This is a genomic window from Streptomyces sp. BA2, assembly GCF_009769735.1.
GTDB lineage: Bacteria > Actinomycetota > Actinomycetes > Streptomycetales > Streptomycetaceae > Streptomyces.
The window spans coordinates 2,344,324-2,363,134 of record NZ_WSRO01000002.1 but is presented as its reverse complement, the minus strand read 5'-3'; the positions used below and the strand labels follow the sequence as shown (position 1 = coordinate 2,363,134).

Below are 18,811 nucleotides of genomic sequence, written 5' to 3'. Positions count from 1 at the left end.
TATGTAAAGGCAACTCGGCACTCTGGCCGCCGCGCTATTTCAGTGGTACCGAGACGCTCTCAGGTAGCTCGCGGGAAATCCAGGAATGGCGTCGGAACAACTTAGGAACCGCCCGTACGTGTGACGGAGTTAAGGCGAAACGCACGTCGTGATCCTGTGACAAAAGCGTGACCGGAGGGGGACCGGTGACGCATGGTGTCCGGCTACGGCCTTCCCCGGCCGGGCCGCGGCGCCTAACGTGGCGCCCATGGCACCTATTCCGACCCCTCCCGCCGAACCCCAGGACACCTTGGACGCCTACGTCGGCCTCCCGGCCGAGGGCGCCGAGCAGCAGGCCCGCGAGCGCGGCTGGTCCACCGTCAGGTCATTGCCGCCGGGCGCGATCATCACCATGGAGTACCTCGCGGGGCGGCTCAACTTCGAGGTCAAGGAAGGCGTCGTGATCCGCTGCTGGAAGGGCTGACCTCCGGCGAGGCGCGAGACGCGTGACGCGAGACCACGGCACGGCGAAAGGCCCCGGTTCCTGGACGGAACCGGGGCCTTCGCGATGCGGGGGATGGGTTGTGCGTACCGACCCCCGCTGTCTTCGGGGCTAGCCGCCCGCCACCGGCCGCGGCGACGTGGCGGCGCGTGAGGCGCGCTCGGAGTGCGGCGGGCGGCGGCTGCCCGCAGGGGTGACCGGGCTGCGCTCGGAGCGCGGTGTGTGCGGGCCCGGCGCGAGGTAGGCCGGGGCGCGGGCGGGGCGGGCGGCGCCGACCGGCTCGCGCAGCGGGGGCTCGTCGGCCGGTGCGGGGGTGGGCTGCGGCACCCTCGCCGGAGCCGGGGCGACCGGGGCCGCGAGGCCGGCGCGACGGGCGCGCCACAGGTCCCGCAGGCTGAAGATCCAGCCCTCGACGCGGTTGATGAGCGGCTCCACCCAGGGCAGGGCGAGCAGGACGAGCAGGCCGGCGGCCCAGCCGAGGAAGACGTCGCTCAGCCAGTGGGTGCCGAGGTACACGGTGGTCAGGCCGACGCTGAGGGAGACCACCGCGGAGAGCGCCGAGAGGTAGCGGCGGGTGCGCGGGGTGGAGGCCATGTAGGCCAGGATTCCCCAGGTCACGACGGCGTTGGCGGTGTGGCCCGAAGGGAATATATCGCCGCCGAGCCACATCTCGTTGGCGCCGATCGTGGTGGCGTAGTGCGGGCCGAGCCGGCCCATGCCGATCTTGGCGGCGCCGACCGTGACGTTGAGGAGCAGCAGGGCGGCGCCGAACGTCAGGAGCGGGCGGATCGTGTGCTGACGCCAGGAGCGCCAGCCCAGCCAGGCCGCGACCATCACGGCGGTCGGGCCGCGCTGGCCGAGCACCACCCAGTAGTCGAGGAAGGCGTGGATCTCGGGCCACTGCTGGTAGGGCCTGAAGAACATGACCTGCCAGTCGAACCGCACCAGCCACGACGTGGTCAGCACGGCGACCACGATGGCGAGGTAGAAGGCCAGGGTCGCGCTGAAGAGCACGATCCTGTGTCTGCTCATCCTCGGCAGATCAAGGCCGGCAGGTCGTTCCGGCTCCCGGTCGAGACGGGCGAAGACCCGGTCCAGACGGGTGAGGTTTCGTTCGGTACGCACCCAATCGACGTTACAGCGAGTGAGTGCGGGACTAGGCCGAATCAGTGGCTTTGTGATGACGATGTGATGTGGCATTGATCTCAGACGGGGGTTTATTCCTGCGGTTTCCCTATTCCGAGATGAGCCCCTTACTGAATTCGTTGATCATTGGTGCGACCGTTTTATGGTCCTTATAAATTCGTTCACCGGGGTCTTGCGCGGAATTTGCCGTCCGCTCACCACGACGCCCGGAAACGATCATGGCGGACCTGAGCCGTTCAGCCAGAACGCCCCGTACACCGCGCTCGCGGCCGCCACACCCCCGAGCACCAGCGCCGACCTGGACGTACGCATCCTGGCGAGCCCCACCGCGAGGGGCAGGAGCAGCGGGAAGGCGGGCAGCAGGAGGCGCGGCTTCGAGCCGAAATAGCCCGCGGCGCACAGGGCGAGCGCCACGACGATCCCGCAGTAGACGAGGAGCGGCAGCGGCTGCTTCTCGCGTACGCCGATGACGTACAGCCAGACCACCAGGGCGACCCCGACGATCAGGCCGGCCCCCGCGAGGGCCGCGGGGAAAGCGGTGAACTTTTCGCCGATGAAGCGGGCGAAGGCGTATCCGAAGTCGAAGCCGTTGCCCCAGCCGGCCTGGACGTCGAGATAGCCGAGGAGGCCGTCACCCGTGCGGTGGCCGACCCACAGGACGTAACCCGCGGCGCCGAGCGGGGCGAGGACCACCCCGAGGATCATGCGCCGGTCCGCCGTGCGCTCCCGGCGGACGTGGACGGCCGCCGTCACCCAGAGCGCCGCCACGACCGCGGCGCCCACGGGCCGGGTCAGTCCCGCGAAGGAGGCGAGCACGCCCGCCCACACCCAGCGGCCGGTGAGCACCGCGTACAGCGACCAGGCCGCGAGCGCCGTGAAGAGGGACTCGCTGTACGCCATCGACTGCACGATCCCCACAGGCAGGACCGCCCACAGCGCGACCGCGCAGATCCCCGTCCGACGCCCGTAGAGGTGATCGGCGATCGCGAAGATCCCCCCGGCCGCGCAGAGCGAGGCGAGCCAGCTCACCACCAGGCCGGCATCGGCGTACGACAAGGGGCTGACCGCCGAGACGAGGCGCTCCAGCCAGGGCAGCAGCGGGAAGAACGCGAGGTTCGAGTGGACGCTGCCGTCCGGCAGCGTCACCTCCCAGCCGTAGCCGTGCTCGGCGACGCGGGTGTACCAGAGGGAGTCCCAGCGGGCGGTGAGGAGGGTGTGCGGGCTCTTGCCCGCCGCCGCGCTCCACACCGCGAGCACCGCGACCCCCAGGGCGCGCACCCCCGCGTAGGCGAGAAGCGCGGGCGCCGCACGGCGCAGCGCGGCGCTCGCACGGGCGCCGTACGACGGCGGGGGCAGGCGTTGGTCCAGGTCGGTCACGGGCTCGATTATCGGCGCAGCCGGGAACCGGCCGCCCTGCCGGGGGCGTGGTCCATGCGTGGGCAGCGTGGCGTATGCCACACCGTCTCCGTGCAACCGTGAGAGGTCCGCCACGCGCCACAGCCGTGAACTCGCGTACTCTGACGGCTCACTCGCCTTTCGTTGCCGCCAGCTGGGAGATCACGTCCCGCGGGGCCGCCGATGCGAGGGATCACTGGGAGGTATCGCACATGTCGGGTTCAACCACGGCCACCGCTCCTTCCGGCCGTCGGGTACCCGGGTCGCAGGGCGGCGCCAACCGCTGGCTGGTGCTCGTCGTTCTCTGCGTAAGCCTGCTGCTCGTCGCCGTCGACGCCACCGTTCTGCACGTGGCGGTGCCCGCCGTCACCGAGGACCTGAAGCCGGGTGGCATCGAGCTGCTGTGGATCGTGGACGTTTATCCACTGGTCTGCGCCTCGCTGCTCATCCTCTTCGGCACGCTCGGTGACCGGGTGGGCCGCAGACGGGTGCTCCTCCTCGGCTATGCCCTCTTCGGCGTGGCATCGGCCGTGGCCGCCATGGCCGACAACGCCCAGATCCTGATCGCGGCCCGCGCCCTGCTCGGCGTCGGCGGCGCGATGATCATGCCCGCGACGCTCTCGATCCTCCGCCAGGTCTTCCCCGACCGGCGTGAGCGCGCCGTCGCCATCGGTGTGTGGAGCGCGGTGGCCGGAATCGGCGCTGCGGGCGGGCCGCTGCTCGGCGGCTTCCTGCTCGAGCACTTCTGGTGGGGCTCGGTCTTCCTGATAAACATCCCGCTGATGCTGGTCAGCCTGCCCATCGGGCGCTGGCTGCTTCCCGAGTCGACGGGCGACCGCGACGGGCCGTGGGACGTGGTCGGCGCGCTGATGGCCGCGGCCGGTCTCTTCGGGCTCGTGTTCGCGGTGAAGCGGGCGGGCGGCGGAGAGTCGCCGTTCGGCATGACCACCCTCCTCTCGTTCTTCCTGGGCGCGGCCCTCCTGGTCGGTTTCGTCCGCAGGCAGCGGCGGCGCAAGCATCCGCTCATAGACCTGTCGATGTTCGCGCGGCCCGCGTTCAGCACCTCGCTCGGCTGCATCGTGCTCGCGATGCTCGCCCTGGTGGGCCTCGAACTGGTCGCCGCGCAGTACCTCCAGCTGGTGCTCGGCCTCTCCCCGCTGGAGACCGGCATGCGGCTCGTGCCGCTCACCGTCGCCGCGATGGCCGCGGGCCTCGCCGGATCGAAGCTCCTGCACCGCTTCGGCCCGCGCACGATGGTCGCGTCCGGCTTCACCCTGACCGCGGCGGCCGTGGTGGTGCTCACCGGCATGGGCGACCAGGCCAACGACCCGCTCCTGCTCTTCAGCTTCGTACTGCTCGGCCTCGGCCTGCAGACCACGCTCTTCGGGTCGTACGAGTCGATGCTCAGCGAGGCGCCCCAGTCGCAGGCGGGCGGCGCCGCCGCGATCGGCGAGACCTCGTACCAGCTGGGCGCCGGCATCGGCATCGCGCTCCTCGGCAGCGTCATGAACGCGGCGTACGCGCCGGGCCTCTCGTCCGTGCAGGGCGTCCCGGCCAAGGAGAGCGCCGCCGCGAGCCACTCGCTCGGCGAAGCGTACGAAGTCGCTTCGGGCCTCGGTGGCGGGGCGGGCGAGGCACTGCGCACCGCCGCGCGCGAGTCCTTCGTGCACGGGCTGCACGTGACCCTGCTGGTCAGCGCGGGGCTGCTGCTGCTCGGCGCGCTCATGGCGCTGAAGCTGCCGCGGACCATGGAGTGCGGGGCGCCTGCGGCGCGGCCTGAGCAGGGGGTCCCGGCGCCCCGAGGGGAGGCGGGGGTTCCTGTGGAGTCCGTCCGCTGACGTGATCCGGGCCTTCGGCCGGGGACTTCCCCCGCTCATCCGCCCTTATGGACGTGCGGGACACTGCGTCGTAACGTCAGCGCGAACCGTAGCTAACTACCACTGCTAGTTTTCGTGTCGCCGGAGGCCCGCATGTCCGCAAGCGCCCGCACCCCTCTGCCGCCCTTCGACCCCGCCGACCCCCTCGGTATCGACGACCTCCTGGAGCCGGAGGACCTGGCGATCCGCGAGACCGTCCGCACCTGGGCGGCCGACCGCGTCATGCCGCACATCGCCGACTGGTACGAGAAGGGCGAACTGCCCGGCATCCGCGAGCTCGCCCGTGAGCTCGGCTCGATCGGCGCGCTCGGCATGTCCCTGGAGGGCTACGGCTGCGCCGGGGCGAGCTCCGTCCAGTACGGGCTCGCCTGTCTGGAGCTGGAGGCCGCCGACTCCGGCATCCGCTCGCTCGTCTCCGTGCAGGGCTCCCTCGCCATGTACGCCATCCACCGCTTCGGCTCCGAGGAGCAGAAGCAGCGCTGGCTGCCCGGCATGGCCGCGGGCGAGATCATCGGCTGCTTCGGCCTGACCGAGCCCGACCACGGGTCCGACCCGGCGTCCATGCGCACCTTCGCCAAGAAGGACGGCACCGACTGGGTGCTCACCGGACGCAAGATGTGGATCACCAACGGCTCCGTGGCCGGGGTCGCCGTGGTCTGGGCGCACACCGACGACGGGATCAGGGGCTTCGTCGTCCCCACCGAGACCCCCGGCTTCTCGGCCCCCGAGATCAAGCACAAGTGGTCGCTGCGCGCGAGCGTCACCAGTGAGCTGGTCCTTGACGAGGTACGACTGCCGGCCGACGCCGTGCTTCCCGAGGTCACCGGACTCAAGGGCCCCCTGAGCTGCCTCTCCCACGCGCGCTACGGCATCGTCTGGGGAGCCATGGGCGCCGCCCGCTCCTCCTTCGAGGCCGCCGTCGAATACTCCAAGACCCGCGAGCAGTTCGGCAGGCCCATCGGCGGCTTCCAGCTCACCCAGGCCAAGCTCGCCGACATGGCGGTCGAGCTGCACAAGGGCATCCTGCTCGCGCACCACCTCGGCCGCCGCCTGGACGCGGGAAGGCTCCGCCCCGAACAGGTCAGCTTCGGCAAGCTCAACAACGTACGAGAAGCGATCGAGATCTGCCGCACGTCCCGGACGATCCTGGGTGCGAACGGGATCTCGCTGGAGTACCCCGTGATGCGGCATGCGACAAATCTCGAATCGGTGCTCACCTATGAGGGCACCGTCGAGATGCATCAACTCGTGTTGGGCAAGGCGCTCACCGGCCTTGACGCCTTCCGGTGAGCGGCCTCGCCCACTAGCTCTGGTTGAAGAAACCGTCCGTCGGACGGCTGGTGGCCTCCCCGTTGACGATGTGCGTGTCGGCGGGGGTGAGCAGGAAGACCCGCGTCGCCACGCGCTCGATGGAACCGCGCAGACCGAAGGTGAGGCCCGCCGCGAAGTCCACGACGCGCTTGGCGTCGCCGGGCTCCATCGACGTGAGGTTGATGATGACCGGGACACCGTCCCGGAAGAGCTCGCCGATGCCGCGCGCGTCCCGGAAACTGTCCGGGGTCACGGTCCCGATCCGGCGCCCTTCCTCCTCGGCGGCCTCGGCCACCACCCGCACCCGCGGGTCGGTCACCCAGGCTTCGCCGGGCCCCTCGGCCCCGTCGTCGTCGTAGCCGTCGTAGTAACGCTCGTCATTGTTGTTGTCGTCGACGAGGCCAAGCCAGGCACTCGCCTTGCGCACCGATCCCATGGACGCCTCCTCTCACAGCGGGCTTTCTGCGTTCCGCATCCCCATGTTCGTCCATGATGCGGATAGTGCGCCAAGTGGATAGTCGCCGCGCGGGGTTTTCGTGACGGTACTGGTGCAGAGTCAACACGCCGTTCCGCGTGATTCCCCAAGGGTCCAGCTGTGTACGGCTGCTGACAGTGAGTGAAATATGATTCTTCACGGCGTATGGGTGACGACCGGTGCGTCCGGGTGAACGTACCCCTCGATACGATGCCCGAGTTGATCGTCTGCGGGCTCTCGGGGGAGTCGTATGTTCGGAATCGTCAGGCCCTGCAGCCATCGTCTCGGTGAGGGTCTCAAGACGCAATGGATGGCGCATCTGTGCGGTCTCTGCCTCGCCCTTCGCGGTGATCACGGGCAGTTCGCCCGCGTCGTGACCAACTACGACGGCCTGATCATCTCGGTTCTGACGGAGGCTCAGGGCAAGCAGTCCACCGGCTGGCGCCGCACCGCGGGGCCCTGTCCGCTGCGCGGCATGCGCACCGCTTCCGTCGCGCAGGGCGAGGGAGCACGGCTCGCCGCCGCGGTCTCGCTGGTGCTCGCGTCGGCGAAGGTACGCGACCACGTCGTCGACGGGGACGGCCTCTTGGCGCGCAGGCCGGTGGCCGCCGCGGCCCGGAAGGTCGCACGGAGCTGGGACCGGGCGGGTGCCCGCACCGGCGCCGACGTGGGCTTCGACACGGCGGTCCTGCTCGACGCCGTCGAACGGCAGGTCGGCATCGAGGGCTTGGCGGGCCCCGGCACCTCCCTGCTCACGGTCACCGAGCCCACCGAGACGGCGACCGCCGCGGCCTTCGCGCACACCGCCGTCATCGCGGGCAGGCCGGGCAACGCCGAACCGCTCGCCGAGGCCGGGCGGCTCTTCGGCAGGCTCGCGCATCTCCTGGATGCCGTGGAGGACAAGGAAGCTGACGCCGCGTCGGGTGCGTGGAACCCCCTGACGGCCACGGGCACCGGCCTCGTAGAGGCGCGGCGCCTCGCCGACGACGCCCTGCACGGCATACGGCTCGCGCTGCGCGACGCCGAATTCACCGACGGCAAGCTGGCGCATGTGCTGCTCGCGCACGAGCTGGGGCGCTCGGTGGACCGGGCCTTCGGGACCGACGCGTGCGGACACACACATGAGGTGACGGCCCATCAAGGCGGTTCTTTCGGACCGCCGCCGTCATCCCCGGGGCAGAGTGGGCCATACGGACAGCAGGGCGGGCCGTACGGAAACAGCAACCCCTACGGAGGCGGGGCGCCGGGAGGTGCCGGTGGTCCCGGTGGTCCCAGTGGTCCCGGCGGCTTCGGTGGTGGGCCCTCGTTCGAGCCGCAGCCGCCGAAGCCGGGCAAGCGGGGCTTCTGGGCGGGGTGCGCGGTCGCCATCGGCCTCTGCTGCACCTGCAAGCTGTGCTGCGCCGATTCTTACGAGGGCCCCTGGTCCCGCAAGAAGCGGGAGGGCTGTTGCAGCAATTGTGGTGACAGCGGGTGTTGCTCGTGTTGCGAGTGCTGCTCTTGTTGTGACTGCGGGCTTTAGGCACGGGACTGGGGCGCGGGTCAGTCCTTGATCTCCGGAGGTGAGATCTGGGACTCCTCGATCGCTGAGCCCTGCGTGTCCCACTTCTTCAGGATGCGGTCGTACGTTCCGTCCTCGATCAGCCCGTTCACCGCCGCCCGGAAAGCCGGCGCCAGCCTCGTGCCCTTCTTGAAGGCGAAGCCGACGTCGAGACGGTGGTACTCGCCGAGGAACTTCAGGCCCTCCTGGTGGGCGACCGCGTAGCGCAGGCCGTTGATCGTGGACATCACCACATCGCTGCGGCCCAGCTGGAGCGAGCCCCAGATCGCGCCCTGCTCGGCGTACGTCTTCACGCTGTACGGCTTCTCGCCCGCGTCCTCGCACACGTGCTTGTTGTTCTCCAGCGTGACCTCGAAGGTGGTGCCGGCGCCGGTCGCCACGTTCAGGCCGCACAGCTGCCTGAAGTCGGTGACCTTCTTCAGCTCGCTGTCGTCGCGGACGGCGAAGCCCTGGCCGTCGTTGATGTACGTGACGAAGTCGATGGTCCTGCGCCGCTCCTCGGTCACGCCGAAGTTGCCGGTGCCCAGGTCGTACTTCCCGCTGTCCAGCGCGGGCAGGATCGCCTCGAAGCTCGCGGCCTCGCGCTGCAGCTTCAGGCCGAGCGCCTTGGCCACGGCCTCCGCGAAGTCGGCGTCCTGGCCGACGATTGTCCTGCCGTCCTCCAGATACGTGTTGCCGGGCGGACTTCCGCCGACGGCGGTCGCGAGACTCAGGGTGCCCCGCTCGCGTACGTCCGCCGGCAGGAGCTTCGCGGCCGCCGCGTTCTTCTTGACCGGGGAGACCACGTCCCGCGTGGGGATCTTGTCGCTCCTGCCAGCGGGTGCCGCGCCACCCGCGGTGTCTGCGGTGCCGCCGGAACCGCAGGCGGTGAGCGTGAGTGTGGCGGCGGTGATCAGGGCGAAGGCCGCCTGGATACGACGGGGATGCGGGGCGCGGGGATGCGGGGCGCGGGAATGCGCGGGCTTGCTCATGGCGTGACGTTCTCCATCGGGCAGCAGGGCAGGGTGAAGCGGACGTACGAGGGGAGGGGGCGCCGTCGCGCAGAGCGGCGCGGCGGCGGTGTACGCGTGTGAAGGCGAGGTCAACGGCGCGTGAGCGCACGGGAGATGCAAGGCGGGAGAGCCCCGGGAAACGGAAAAGGCTCAGCGCGCAGGGGGTCGGCTCAGAGAGTCGTCGAACACGACGCCGACCACACTCGACCGAAGTCGATGTGGGAGCGCGTGACCAGCCACTGCTGCGGATGCATGGGGCAAGTGGAGCAGGCATCCGTTTCCGCGTCAACTGCCGTGAGACGTAACGCTCATATCCTGGACAGCCTTGACAGCGGGCCGAAAGCGCCCCGTACTCTCAAGGCGGATCGTGCTGAGGGGCTCGGTCCGTGTGAAGGCACCACCCGTATCCACGGAGCCTTCGCCATGTCTTCCGACACGCTCGCCAAAGCCGCGACCGCCCCTCCCCATGACCCACCACCCGATGTACCGCGCATCGTGCCGCAACGCCGCGCCGGGCAGTGGGTGGCCGCCGCCGCGGTCCTCGTGCTCCTCGCGCTCGCCCTCAACTCGGTCGTCCGCAACGACGCGTTCCAGTGGGCCGTGGTCGGCGACTACTTCACCTCCGCGTCCGTGCTGCGCGGACTGTGGCTCACGCTCTGGCTGACCGCCGTCGTCATGGCGCTCGGCTTCGCGCTCGGCGCGGTGCTCGCCCTGGGGCGACTCTCGTCCAACCCCGTGCTGCGTGCGGTCAGTTGGGGCTATGTGTGGCTCTTCAGGTCGATGCCGATCCTGGTGCAGCTGCTGTTCTGGTTCAACATCGGGGCGCTGTATCCGTACCTCTTCGGCGTGAAGACGGTGAACCTCCTCGGGCCCGTCACCATCGCCGTCATCGGGCTCACCCTGCACGAGGCCGCGTACGCCGCCGAGGTGGTGCGCGGCGGCATCCTCTCCGTCGACCGCGGGCAGATCGAGGCCGCGCAGGCGCTCGGGCTCAGCCGGTGGCGCAGATGGCGGCGGATCGTCCTTCCGCAGGCGATGCGCTCCATCGTGCCGCCCGCCGGGAACATGCTGATCGGCACGCTCAAGGGCACGTCGATCGTCAGCGTGATCGCGGTGCAGGATCTCCTGTACTCCGTGCAGCTGGTCTACCACCGCACCTACCAGGTCATCCCGCTGCTCCTGGTCGCCACCCTCTGGTACGTCGTGATCACCTCGCTCCTCAGCGTCGGCCAGTACTACGTGGAGCGGCACTACGCGCGCGGTTCGGAGCGCGCCCGATGAGCGTGACGGAGCAGAAGCCGGCCAGTGACGTCGCGAAGGACGACTTCGGCGCGCTGAAGGTCGTCCCCGTGCGCCACCCCTGGCGCTGGGCCGCCGTTGTCGCGACCGCCGTCCTCGTGGCCCAGTTCGCGCACGGCCTCGCCACCAACTCCGGCTGGGAATGGGAGGTGTTCGCCGAGTTCTTCACCGCGGACGTGATCCTCAAGGCGGTCTGGGTCACCCTCCAGCTCACCTTCTACGGAACGGCTCTCGGCTTCGCGCTCGGCATCGTGATCGCCTTCATGCGGCTCTCTGCCAGCCCCTTCCTCAAGGCCGTGGCCTTCGCCTACATCTGGGCGTTCCGGTCGATCCCGCTGATCGTGCAGCTGCTGTTCTGGTTCAACCTCGCCTATCTCTACAAGGAGTTGCAGTTCGGGATCCCGTTCGGGCCCGGCTTCTTCTCCTTCGACACGATGGGGCTCGTCGGCGCGATGAGCGCGGCGGTCCTCGGACTCGCCCTGCACCAGGCCGCGTACGCCGCCGAGATCGTGCGCGCGGGCGTACTGTCCGTCGACGGCAGGCAGTTGGAGGCGGCGGCCGCGCTCGGCATCCCCCGGCTGCGGCAGATCCGCCGCATCGTCCTTCCGCAGGCGATGCGCTCGATCCTGCCCAACGCCGCCAACGAGATCATCTCCCTCTTCAAGGGCACCTCGATCGTCTCCGTGATGGCGATCGGCGAGCTCTTCTACCAGGTGCAGGTCATCTACGGCCGCAACGGCCGCGTCGTGCCGCTCCTGATGGTCGCCACCGCCTGGTACGTCCTGCTGACCAGCGCCCTCTCCATCCTCCAGCACTACGTCGAACGTCACTTCTCGAAGGGGGCATCGCGATGAGCGCGATGGTCGAACTCCGGTCCGTACACAAGTCCTTCGGGTCCCTGGAAGTACTGAGGGGCCTTGATCTTGAGGTGCGGAAGGGGGAAGTCACCGTCATCCTCGGCCCTTCCGGCTCCGGCAAGTCCACGCTCCTGCGCGCCATCAACCACCTGGAGAAGGTGGACAAGGGCTGGATCAGCGTCGACGGCGCGCTCGTCGGCTACCGGCGCTCCGGCGACAAGCTGTACGAGCTGCGCGAACGCGACGTACTCAAACAGCGCACCCGGATCGGCTTCGTCTTTCAGAACTTCAACCTCTTCCCGCACCTGACCGTCCTGGAGAACATCGTCGAGGCCCCCGTCTCGGCGCTGAAGCGGCCGCGCAAGGAAGCCGTCGCCCACGCCGGGACCCTGCTCGCCCGGGTCGGTCTCGCCGACAAGGCGGACGCGTACCCCAAGCAGCTCTCGGGCGGACAGCAGCAGCGCGTGGCCATCGCCCGCGCGCTCGCCCTTGAACCGAAGCTGCTGCTCTTCGACGAGCCGACGTCCGCGCTCGACCCCGAACTGGTCGGTGAAGTCCTCGACGTCATCAAGGACTTGGCGCGCCAGGGCACCACGATGATCGTCGTCACCCATGAGATCGGCTTCGCGCGTGAGGTCGCCGACACGGTCGTCTTCATGGACGAGGGGCTCATCGTCGAGCAGGGCGCCCCCGACGACGTACTGGACCGTCCGCGGCACGACCGCACCCGCGCGTTTCTTTCCAAGGTTCTTTAGCTAGGAGCTCCCGCATGTTTTCCCGACGCACTCTCTCCGTCTCTGTCGCCGCCCTGGCTCTCGCGCCCTTGCTGAGCGCCTGCGGCGGGGACAGCGACGCCGCGACCGGCGGTGAGCCCGGCACCAAGAAGGTCGGCGGCATCAACATCGGACCCGACCAGAACCGCGTACGCGGGAAGAAGGTCGACGCGATAGCGAAACTCGTGCCCGAGGAGGTGCGCGAGCGCGGCACGCTGCGGCTCGGCGGCAGCGCCGACTCGGTCGCGCCCCTCGGCTCGGCCTGCGGCCGAAGTTCGAACAGGTCTCCTGGGAGAACCTCTTCGTCGGTCTGGACAGCGGAAAGTTCGATGGCGTCTTCTCGAACGTCACAGTGACCGATGAGCGCAAGGAGAAGTACGACTTCGCGACCTACCGCCACGACAACATCGCTTTCGAGGCGCGCAAGGACGCCGACTGGACGGCGAAGAAGCCGGCGGACGTGGCGGGCAGGACGATCGCGGTCTCCTCCGGCACCAACCAGGAGAAGATCCTCGTCGACTGGAGCGAGCAGAACGAGAAGGCCGGGCGCGAGCCGGTCGCCATCAAGTACTTCCAGAAGGACTCCGACTACTACCTGGCCCTCCAGTCGGGCCGCATCGACGCGTATCTCGGACCGAACCCGTCGGCCGCCTATCACGTCGCGTCATCGGGGCAGACGAAGATCATCGGGACGCTGTCGGGCGGGGGCCCCGACATCCAGGGCGAGATCGCCGCCACCACGAAGAAGGACAGCGGCCTCGTCGACGCGTACGCCGCGGCGCTCAACCACGTGATCAAGGACGGCAGTTACGCCGAGGTCCTGGGGCGCTGGGATCTGACGAGCGAGGCCGTGAAGGAGTCGCAGATCAACCCCAAGGGCCTGCCGAAGCCGTAGGGGCCGTAAGCAGGGAGTCGTAAGGGGATGCCTTATGTCCATATGGAAGGGTTGGTCACATGACGACGGACGCAGTACGCGACTGGAAGCACTGGCACGAGCAGCGGACCGAGACGGTGGCGGCGCCCTACGGCCCGCTCTCCCTCACCGGCACGCACTGGCTCGCGGACTACCCGGACGGATCGCTTCCGGACATCCCCGGGCGCTGGACCGAGGCGGCCGACGAGATCGTCCTGACCGCTGAGGCCGGTGACGGGCTCACCCTCGACGGGCAGCTGTTCAGCGGCGAGGCCCGGCTCGCCGCCGACCCCGGTCCTGTCGGCGCGGCCCGCGTCGGGCACGGCGAACGCCGCCTGGTCGTGCTGCGGCGCGAAGGGCTCTGGGCGGTACGCGACTTCGACCCGGAGTCCGCAACGCGCCGAGCCTTCCAGGGCATCGAGGCCACCGCGTACGACGCGCGCTGGGCGGTGCCGGGCCGTTTCACGCCGTACGCCGCCGAGAGCACCGACGGCGACGGAACCGGGGTGCGCACCGTCCGGGTCGGCAACGCGGACGGGGTGGAGCGGGGCCTCGGCCTCGGCGGTGAGCTGGCCTTCACCCTGGCCGGAAAGGACCACACGCTCCAGGTGTCGGTGGAGGGCGACGGCTCATTGTGGGCGGTGTTCGCCGACGCGACCAGCGGGGTGTCCAGCTACCGGTTCCGGTTCCTGCGGCCCGCCGCGCCGGACGCCGATGGCCGCACGACGGTGGACTTCAACCGCGCGCTTCTTCCGCCGTGCGCTTTCGCCGACCACTTCATCTGCCCCTTCCCGCCCCCGGGCAACACCCTTGACGCCGAGATCGCCGCGGGAGAGCGGAACCTCATCGGTCGCTGACACGTCAGAAAAAGAGCCGATGACCCAAGCCCCGACGGCGTACGACAGGTACGACAGCCGTCGGGGCCGGTTGCCGTGTATCCGGCTGATGAAGGCCGAAAGGCGCCCTTGTGCGCGGTGTCCGTGGCCCGAATACTCCCGAGCAGCGCTTGTCAGGAGCACGGCGTATCCGGAATCCGGCTTGCCCTTTGCTCATTGGCTGCGCCTCACGGGCCCTCAACCCACAAGGGCCCACTGACTTCCCCTCGGGAGGAACAACAAGTGAGGAACAAGCGCACCACCCCCCGCAGCGGCATAGCGAGACGTACTCGTCTGCTCGCCGTGGCCACCGGACTCGTGGCCGTCGGCGCGCTCGCCGTCCCTGCTGCGAACGCCAACGACGTCACCACCTTCAGCTCGGCGCAGCTCACCAAGGCGAGCGACGCGGTGCTCGACGCGGATGTCGCAGGCACCGCATGGAGCGTCGACAAGGCGTCGAACCGCCTGGTCGTCACCGCCGACAGCACCGTCTCCAAGGCCGAGATCGCCAAGATCAAGGAGGCGGCGGGCAGCAACGCGGGCGCCCTCAAGGTCGAACGCACTCCCGGCAAGTTCACCAAGCTGATCTCCGGCGGCGACGCGACCTACGCGTCCAGCTGGCGCTGCTCGCTCGGCTTCAACGTCCGCAGCGGCAGCACCTACTACTTCCTCACCGCAGGGCACTGCACCGACGGTGCGGGCACCTGGTGGGCCAACTCCGCGAAGACCACGGTCCTCGGGTCCACGCACGGCTCCAGCTTCCCGACCAACGACTACGGCATCGTCAGGTACACCAACGGCTCGATCACCAAGTCGGGCACGGTCGGCAGCCAGGACATCACCAGCGCGGGCAACGCCACCATGAACCAGGCCGTCACCCGGCGCGGCTCGACCACCGGTACCCACAGCGGCAGGGTCACCGGCCTGAACGCGACCGTCAACTACGGCGGCGGCGACATCGTCTACGGCATGATCAAGACCACGGTCTGCGCCGAACCCGGAGACAGCGGCGGCCCGCTCTACGCGGGGACCAAGGCACTCGGTCTCACCTCGGGCGGCAGCGGCAACTGCTCCTCGGGTGGCACGACCTTCTTCCAGCCGGTCACCGAGGCGCTGAGCCGGTACGGCGTGAGCGTCTACTGATCCACGTACGACTGATCCACGTACGGCCAGTCTGCAGCCAGCAGCAGGAGAGCCCTCGTCCGGAAGAAGTCCGGGCGGAGGCTCTCTCTCCTGTCTCCCGTCTCCCTTTGTGCGCCCTGCGGCGTTACCTTCGAAGTGCACGCCCAACACGCCCAATTCGGACCCTGGGGGGCCGGCATGGTCGAGGAGCTGGTGGCGGCGGGAGTAGCCGTGGGGTCTGCCGGAGTGGTCTATGTCATGGCGGCGGCGCGTGTCGTCAAACAGTACGAACGGGGTGTGGTGCTCCGGCTCGGGCGGCTGCAGAGCTCGGTGCGCGGGCCCGGGTTCACGATGGTCGTGCCGTTCGTGGACCGGCTCCGTAAGGTGAACATGCAGATCGTGACGATGCCGGTCCCCGCGCAGGACGGCATCACCCGGGACAACGTCACGGTGCGCGTGGACGCGGTCATCTACTTCAGGGTGATCGATGCCGCCGAGGCCGTCGTCCAGGTGGAGGACTACCGCTTCGCGGTCTCGCAGATGGCGCAGACGTCCCTGCGCTCGATCATCGGCAAGAGCGACCTGGACGATCTCCTCTCCAACCGCGAGAAGCTCAACCAAGGCCTGGAGTTGATGATCGACTCTCCCGCGGTCGGGTGGGGCGTGCAGATCGACCGGGTCGAGATCAAGGACGTGTCGCTCCCGGAGACCATGAAACGGTCCATGGCGCGACAGGCCGAGGCGGACCGCGAGCGGCGGGCCCGCGTGATCAACGCGGACGCCGAGCTGCAGGCGTCCAAGAAGCTGGCCGAGGCCGCGCACCAGATGGCGGAGGAGCCTGCCGCGCTCCAACTGCGGCTGCTCCAGACCGTGGTGGCGGTCGCCGCCGAGAAGAACTCGACCCTCGTGCTGCCCTTCCCCGTGGAACTGCTGCGGTTCCTGGAGCGGGCCACACAGGCGCAGCAGCAGCAGCCGCCGCCCACCGCTGTGCCCGAGTCTCCCGCCGTGGCGGCCGATCCACCCGCCGCCGTGACCGAGACTCCCGCTGTCGCGCTGCCGGATTTCGGTGCTCCGGATTCGGAAGCCGGTGCGCGGGAGGCGCCAGGAGCGTCGAGAACCGGACAGGACTAGTCCTTACCCGCTGCCGATCACTCGCTCGCACGCGGTGTTTGCACCGGGAACCGACGTGGTGAGACCGGCGCTGGTGAAGAGGCGGGGGGCGCACGGTGATTGTCGCGTGCGCGTCCTGAAGTAGACCTTGTGTGCTACCAGGCGGTATCGGGATAGTGGGCCCAACCTTTGGCATGGACGCGGCTTTCGTAGCGTGTGCGACTCCGTGCCGGTACGCCTTCCGGTCCCCAGGTCCCCACACCGAACGGGCCGACCCCCCACAGGAGGACGTGAGTTGAAGCACCGACGCATATCCAAGCGACGTGCCGCCGTGGCAGGTGCGGGCATCACCGCACTGATCGCCGCCGGAATCACCTTCCAGACTGCGAACGCGAGTGAGAGTGCCCCGACCCCCACGCCGGACACCCTCTCGGTCGCGAAGGCCGGAAAGCTCGCCTCGTCCCTCGGCAAGGACCTCGGCCTGGACGCGGCAGGCACCTACTACGACGCCAAGGCCAAGAACCTCGTCGTGAACGTCCTGGACAAGAGCGCTGCCGACGCCGTCGAGTCGGCGGGCGCCAAGGCGAGAATCGTCGAGAACTCCCTCGCGGAGCTGAAGAGCGCCCGTTCGACGCTCAGCGACAAGGCATCCATCCCCGGCACCTCGTGGGCGGTCGACCCGGCCACCAACAAGGTCGTCGTCACGGCGGACCGCACGGTCAAGGGCGCCGAGCTCGACAAGCTCGGCGCGGTCGTGAAGGGACTCGGCTCCAAGGCCGAACTCCAGCACAGCAAGGGGGAGTTCAAACCCTTCATCGCCGGCGGCGACGCCATCTGGGGCGGCGGCAGCCGCTGCTCGCTCGGCTTCAACGTGGTCAAGGACGGTGCCCCGCACTTCCTGACCGCCGGGCACTGCACCGAGGCGGTGACCAGCTGGTCGGAGGAGCAGGGCGGCCCGGCCATCGGTGAGAACGCGGGCTCCAGCTTCCCCGACAACGACTACGGCATCGTCAAGTACAGCGGCGACACCGCGCACCCGAGCGAGGTGAACCTCTACAACGGCTCGACGCAGGCCATCACCAAGGCGGGCGACGCGACCGTCGGCCAGAAGGTGCAGCGCAGTGGCTCGACCACGAAGCTGCACGACGGCTCGGTCACCGGCCTCGACGCCACCGTGAACTACGGCAACGGCGACGTCGTCAACGGACTCATCCAGACCGATGTCTGCGCCGAGCCCGGTGACAGCGGTGGCGCGCTCTTCGCGGGTGACACCGCGCTGGGCCTCACCTCGGGCGGCAGTGGTGACTGCAGCGCCGGCGGGGAGACGTTCTTCCAGCCGGTTCCGGAGGCGCTTTCTGCCTTCGGCGCGGAGATCGGTTAAATCCCGGCCGGGATTAATGGGCAGGGCCCCCTGGTGAGGCGCCCCTTGCGGGGCGCCTCACCGTTTGGGCCAGTACCAGAGCGGCTCGTCCAGGAGGCTTTCCCTGCCCGCCACTGTCGTCTCGCCCGACTCCTTCACCAGTTCTATGGAGTTGACGTCCACCCGGTGGCGTGCCGCTCCCTGGGCCACAGCATCGGCGAGAGGGCGGGCGTGGGTCACCAGGACGACCTGCGTGTCCTTCGTCGCGGTCAGGATCAGGTCCGCGAGGGGGCGCAGGAGGTCCGGGTGCAGGCTCGTCTCCGGTTCGTTCAGGACGAGGAGGGAGGGTGGGCGGGGCGTGAGCAGCGCCGCGGTCCACAGCAGATAGCGCAGGGTGCCGTCGGACAGCTCGGCCGCTCCGAGGGGGCGGTTCAACCCATGCTGGTGCAGCTGGAGTTCGAAGCGTCCGCCCTGCTCGACGATGCCCACCCGGCTGCCGGGGAAGGCGTCGTCCACCGCCGCGTCGAGGGCCGCCGGATCACCGATCTCGCGGATGGTCTGCAGGGCCGCCGCCAGGTCCGCCCCGTCATGGCCGAGGACCGGGGTGCGGGTGCCGATGCGGGCGGCGCGGGCGGGGGCTTCGGCGTCGGTGCGGACGTGGTCGTAGAACCGCCAGGAGCGGATCAGCTCGCGCAGCCGCAGCAGGTCGGGGGCCAGCTGCGGATCGGCGAGCTCGCTCAGCATGCTGTCGTACGGGCGGATGCCCTGGGTCCGGTGCCAGCCGCCGTCGGCAGTGCGGGTGCGCACGGCGGGGCCCGCGCGGTCGCAGAGCAGCGCGGCCGGGCGCAGGACGGGCCCGGCCCAGGTGAACTCGCGCTTGATCTCCGGGTCGAGGTTGAACATCGAGGGCGCCGCGCCGGATCCCGAGGTGGGGATCGGATACCCGAAGTCGACCCCGTACCCGAACTCGTCGCCCGCGAAGCCGAGGCGCAGGCTGGTCGCCTCCGCCTTCGCGGGGCCCGCCCACAGCGCGGAGGGCAGCCCGCCCTCGCGGGCGAGGGCGGCCACCGCACCACCCCGCGCGGAGTCGGCGAGCAGCCGTAGCGCGCGATACAGGCTCGACTTGCCGGTGCCGTTCGCGCCCGTCACGACGTTCAGCCGGTCCAGGGGAACGATCAGTTTGCGCAGGGAGCGGTAGTTTTCGACCGCCAGGGTGGTGATCATCGCTCCAGCTTCGCACCCGGGTCTGACAACGCCCGTGGGGAGC

16 protein-coding genes and 1 pseudogene are annotated in these 18,811 nt (G+C 69.5%); 12 read left to right on the top strand and 5 right to left on the bottom strand.

What is annotated here, in order from left to right; all coding sequences use genetic code 11:
- Window positions 1-247 precede the first annotated feature (247 nt).
- Complete coding sequence (locus E5671_RS13275) at window positions 248-463, top strand: I78 family peptidase inhibitor (protein ID WP_160504181.1); 216 nt, start codon at window positions 248-250, stop codon at window positions 461-463.
- 129 nt (window positions 464-592) lie between these two features.
- Here the strand turns inward: E5671_RS13275 and E5671_RS13270 are convergent, their stop codons facing one another.
- Complete coding sequence (locus E5671_RS13270; protein ID WP_160504180.1) at window positions 593-1,606, bottom strand: phosphatase PAP2 family protein; 1,014 nt, start codon at window positions 1,604-1,606, stop codon at window positions 593-595.
- Window positions 1,607-1,843: 237 nt separating this feature from the next.
- Window positions 1,844-3,004: a glycosyltransferase family 39 protein gene (locus E5671_RS13265; protein ID WP_336605744.1), complete on the bottom strand. Its 1,161-nt coding sequence runs from the start codon at window positions 3,002-3,004 to the stop codon at window positions 1,844-1,846.
- A gap of 230 nt (window positions 3,005-3,234) precedes the next feature.
- On the opposite strand from E5671_RS13265, the gene E5671_RS13260 reads away from it, so the two are divergent.
- Both E5671_RS13260 and E5671_RS13255 read left to right on the top strand, forming a co-directional pair.
- The gene (locus E5671_RS13260; RefSeq protein WP_160504179.1) at window positions 3,235-4,860 is read left to right on the top strand and encodes an MFS transporter; all 1,626 of its coding nucleotides are present in this window, start codon (window positions 3,235-3,237) and stop codon (window positions 4,858-4,860) included.
- A gap of 132 nt (window positions 4,861-4,992) precedes the next feature.
- The gene (locus tag E5671_RS13255; protein WP_160504178.1) at window positions 4,993-6,189 is read left to right on the top strand and encodes an acyl-CoA dehydrogenase family protein; all 1,197 of its coding nucleotides are present in this window, start codon (window positions 4,993-4,995) and stop codon (window positions 6,187-6,189) included.
- A 13-nt stretch (window positions 6,190-6,202) separates the two neighbouring features.
- Here E5671_RS13255 and E5671_RS13250 read toward each other — a convergent pair whose 3' ends face one another.
- Window positions 6,203-6,646, bottom strand: a complete 444-nt coding sequence (locus tag E5671_RS13250; protein ID WP_160504177.1) for a cell division protein SepF — start codon at window positions 6,644-6,646, stop codon at window positions 6,203-6,205.
- Between the two features lie 289 nt (window positions 6,647-6,935).
- On the opposite strand from E5671_RS13250, the gene E5671_RS13245 reads away from it, so the two are divergent.
- Window positions 6,936-8,204, top strand: a complete 1,269-nt coding sequence (locus E5671_RS13245; protein ID WP_160504176.1) for a DUF5685 family protein — start codon at window positions 6,936-6,938, stop codon at window positions 8,202-8,204.
- Window positions 8,205-8,224: 20 nt separating this feature from the next.
- On the opposite strand, the gene E5671_RS13240 is transcribed toward E5671_RS13245, so the two are convergent.
- Window positions 8,225-9,214: an ABC transporter substrate-binding protein gene (locus E5671_RS13240; RefSeq protein WP_160504175.1), complete on the bottom strand. Its 990-nt coding sequence runs from the start codon at window positions 9,212-9,214 to the stop codon at window positions 8,225-8,227.
- 444 nt (window positions 9,215-9,658) lie between these two features.
- Here E5671_RS13240 and E5671_RS13235 point away from each other — a divergent pair, with 444 nt between their 5' ends.
- The 8 genes and pseudogenes from E5671_RS13235 (at window position 9,659) to E5671_RS13200 (ending at window position 17,565) form a co-directional block, all read left to right on the top strand.
- Window positions 9,659-10,516, top strand: a complete 858-nt coding sequence (locus tag E5671_RS13235) for an amino acid ABC transporter permease (protein WP_160504174.1) — start codon at window positions 9,659-9,661, stop codon at window positions 10,514-10,516.
- The gene (locus E5671_RS13230) at window positions 10,513-11,388 is read left to right on the top strand and encodes an amino acid ABC transporter permease (RefSeq protein ID WP_160504173.1); all 876 of its coding nucleotides are present in this window, start codon (window positions 10,513-10,515) and stop codon (window positions 11,386-11,388) included. Before E5671_RS13235 ends, E5671_RS13230 begins: the two co-directional genes overlap by 4 nt.
- The gene (locus tag E5671_RS13225; protein ID WP_160504172.1) at window positions 11,385-12,146 is read left to right on the top strand and encodes an amino acid ABC transporter ATP-binding protein; all 762 of its coding nucleotides are present in this window, start codon (window positions 11,385-11,387) and stop codon (window positions 12,144-12,146) included. Before E5671_RS13230 ends, E5671_RS13225 begins: the two co-directional genes overlap by 4 nt.
- A gap of 14 nt (window positions 12,147-12,160) precedes the next feature.
- Window positions 12,161-13,059, top strand: a pseudogene (locus E5671_RS13220) (transporter substrate-binding domain-containing protein).
- Window positions 13,060-13,118: 59 nt separating this feature from the next.
- Entirely contained in the window at window positions 13,119-13,934 is an 816-nt protein-coding gene (locus tag E5671_RS13215; RefSeq protein ID WP_160504171.1) for a DUF1684 domain-containing protein, read from the top strand.
- 261 nt (window positions 13,935-14,195) lie between these two features.
- On the top strand, window positions 14,196-15,095 hold the full coding sequence (locus E5671_RS13210) for a trypsin-like serine protease (RefSeq protein WP_160504170.1): 900 nt from the start codon (window positions 14,196-14,198) through the stop codon (window positions 15,093-15,095).
- Between the two features lie 177 nt (window positions 15,096-15,272).
- Entirely contained in the window at window positions 15,273-16,205 is a 933-nt protein-coding gene (locus E5671_RS13205; protein WP_160504169.1) for a slipin family protein, read from the top strand.
- A 274-nt stretch (window positions 16,206-16,479) separates the two neighbouring features.
- Window positions 16,480-17,565, top strand: coding sequence for a S1 family peptidase (locus E5671_RS13200; RefSeq protein ID WP_160504168.1), 1,086 nt, complete (start codon window positions 16,480-16,482; stop codon window positions 17,563-17,565).
- 57 nt (window positions 17,566-17,622) lie between these two features.
- On the opposite strand, the gene E5671_RS13195 is transcribed toward E5671_RS13200, so the two are convergent.
- Window positions 17,623-18,768, bottom strand: coding sequence for an AAA family ATPase (locus tag E5671_RS13195; protein WP_160504167.1), 1,146 nt, complete (start codon window positions 18,766-18,768; stop codon window positions 17,623-17,625).
- Window positions 18,769-18,811: the final 43 nt, after the last annotated feature.

Bases quoted from the DNA above. Each gene is read 5' to 3' on its own strand.
- E5671_RS13275 (WP_160504181.1), top strand. From the start codon at position 248: ATGGCACCTATTCCGACCCCTCCCGCCGAACCCCAGGACACCTTGGAC.
- E5671_RS13215 (WP_160504171.1), top strand. From the start codon at position 13,119: ATGACGACGGACGCAGTACGCGACTGGAAGCACTGGCACGAGCAGCGG.
- E5671_RS13260 (WP_160504179.1), top strand. From the start codon at position 3,235: ATGTCGGGTTCAACCACGGCCACCGCTCCTTCCGGCCGTCGGGTACCC.
- E5671_RS13235 (WP_160504174.1), top strand. From the start codon at position 9,659: ATGTCTTCCGACACGCTCGCCAAAGCCGCGACCGCCCCTCCCCATGAC.
- E5671_RS13240 (WP_160504175.1), bottom strand. From the start codon at position 9,214: ATGAGCAAGCCCGCGCATTCCCGCGCCCCGCATCCCCGCGCCCCGCAT.
- E5671_RS13195 (WP_160504167.1), bottom strand. From the start codon at position 18,768: ATGATCACCACCCTGGCGGTCGAAAACTACCGCTCCCTGCGCAAACTG.
- E5671_RS13245 (WP_160504176.1), top strand. From the start codon at position 6,936: ATGTTCGGAATCGTCAGGCCCTGCAGCCATCGTCTCGGTGAGGGTCTC.
- E5671_RS13225 (WP_160504172.1), top strand. From the start codon at position 11,385: ATGAGCGCGATGGTCGAACTCCGGTCCGTACACAAGTCCTTCGGGTCC.
- E5671_RS13230 (WP_160504173.1), top strand. From the start codon at position 10,513: ATGAGCGTGACGGAGCAGAAGCCGGCCAGTGACGTCGCGAAGGACGAC.
- E5671_RS13250 (WP_160504177.1), bottom strand. From the start codon at position 6,646: ATGGGATCGGTGCGCAAGGCGAGTGCCTGGCTTGGCCTCGTCGACGAC.
- E5671_RS13205 (WP_160504169.1), top strand. From the start codon at position 15,273: ATGGTCGAGGAGCTGGTGGCGGCGGGAGTAGCCGTGGGGTCTGCCGGA.
- E5671_RS13255 (WP_160504178.1), top strand. From the start codon at position 4,993: ATGTCCGCAAGCGCCCGCACCCCTCTGCCGCCCTTCGACCCCGCCGAC.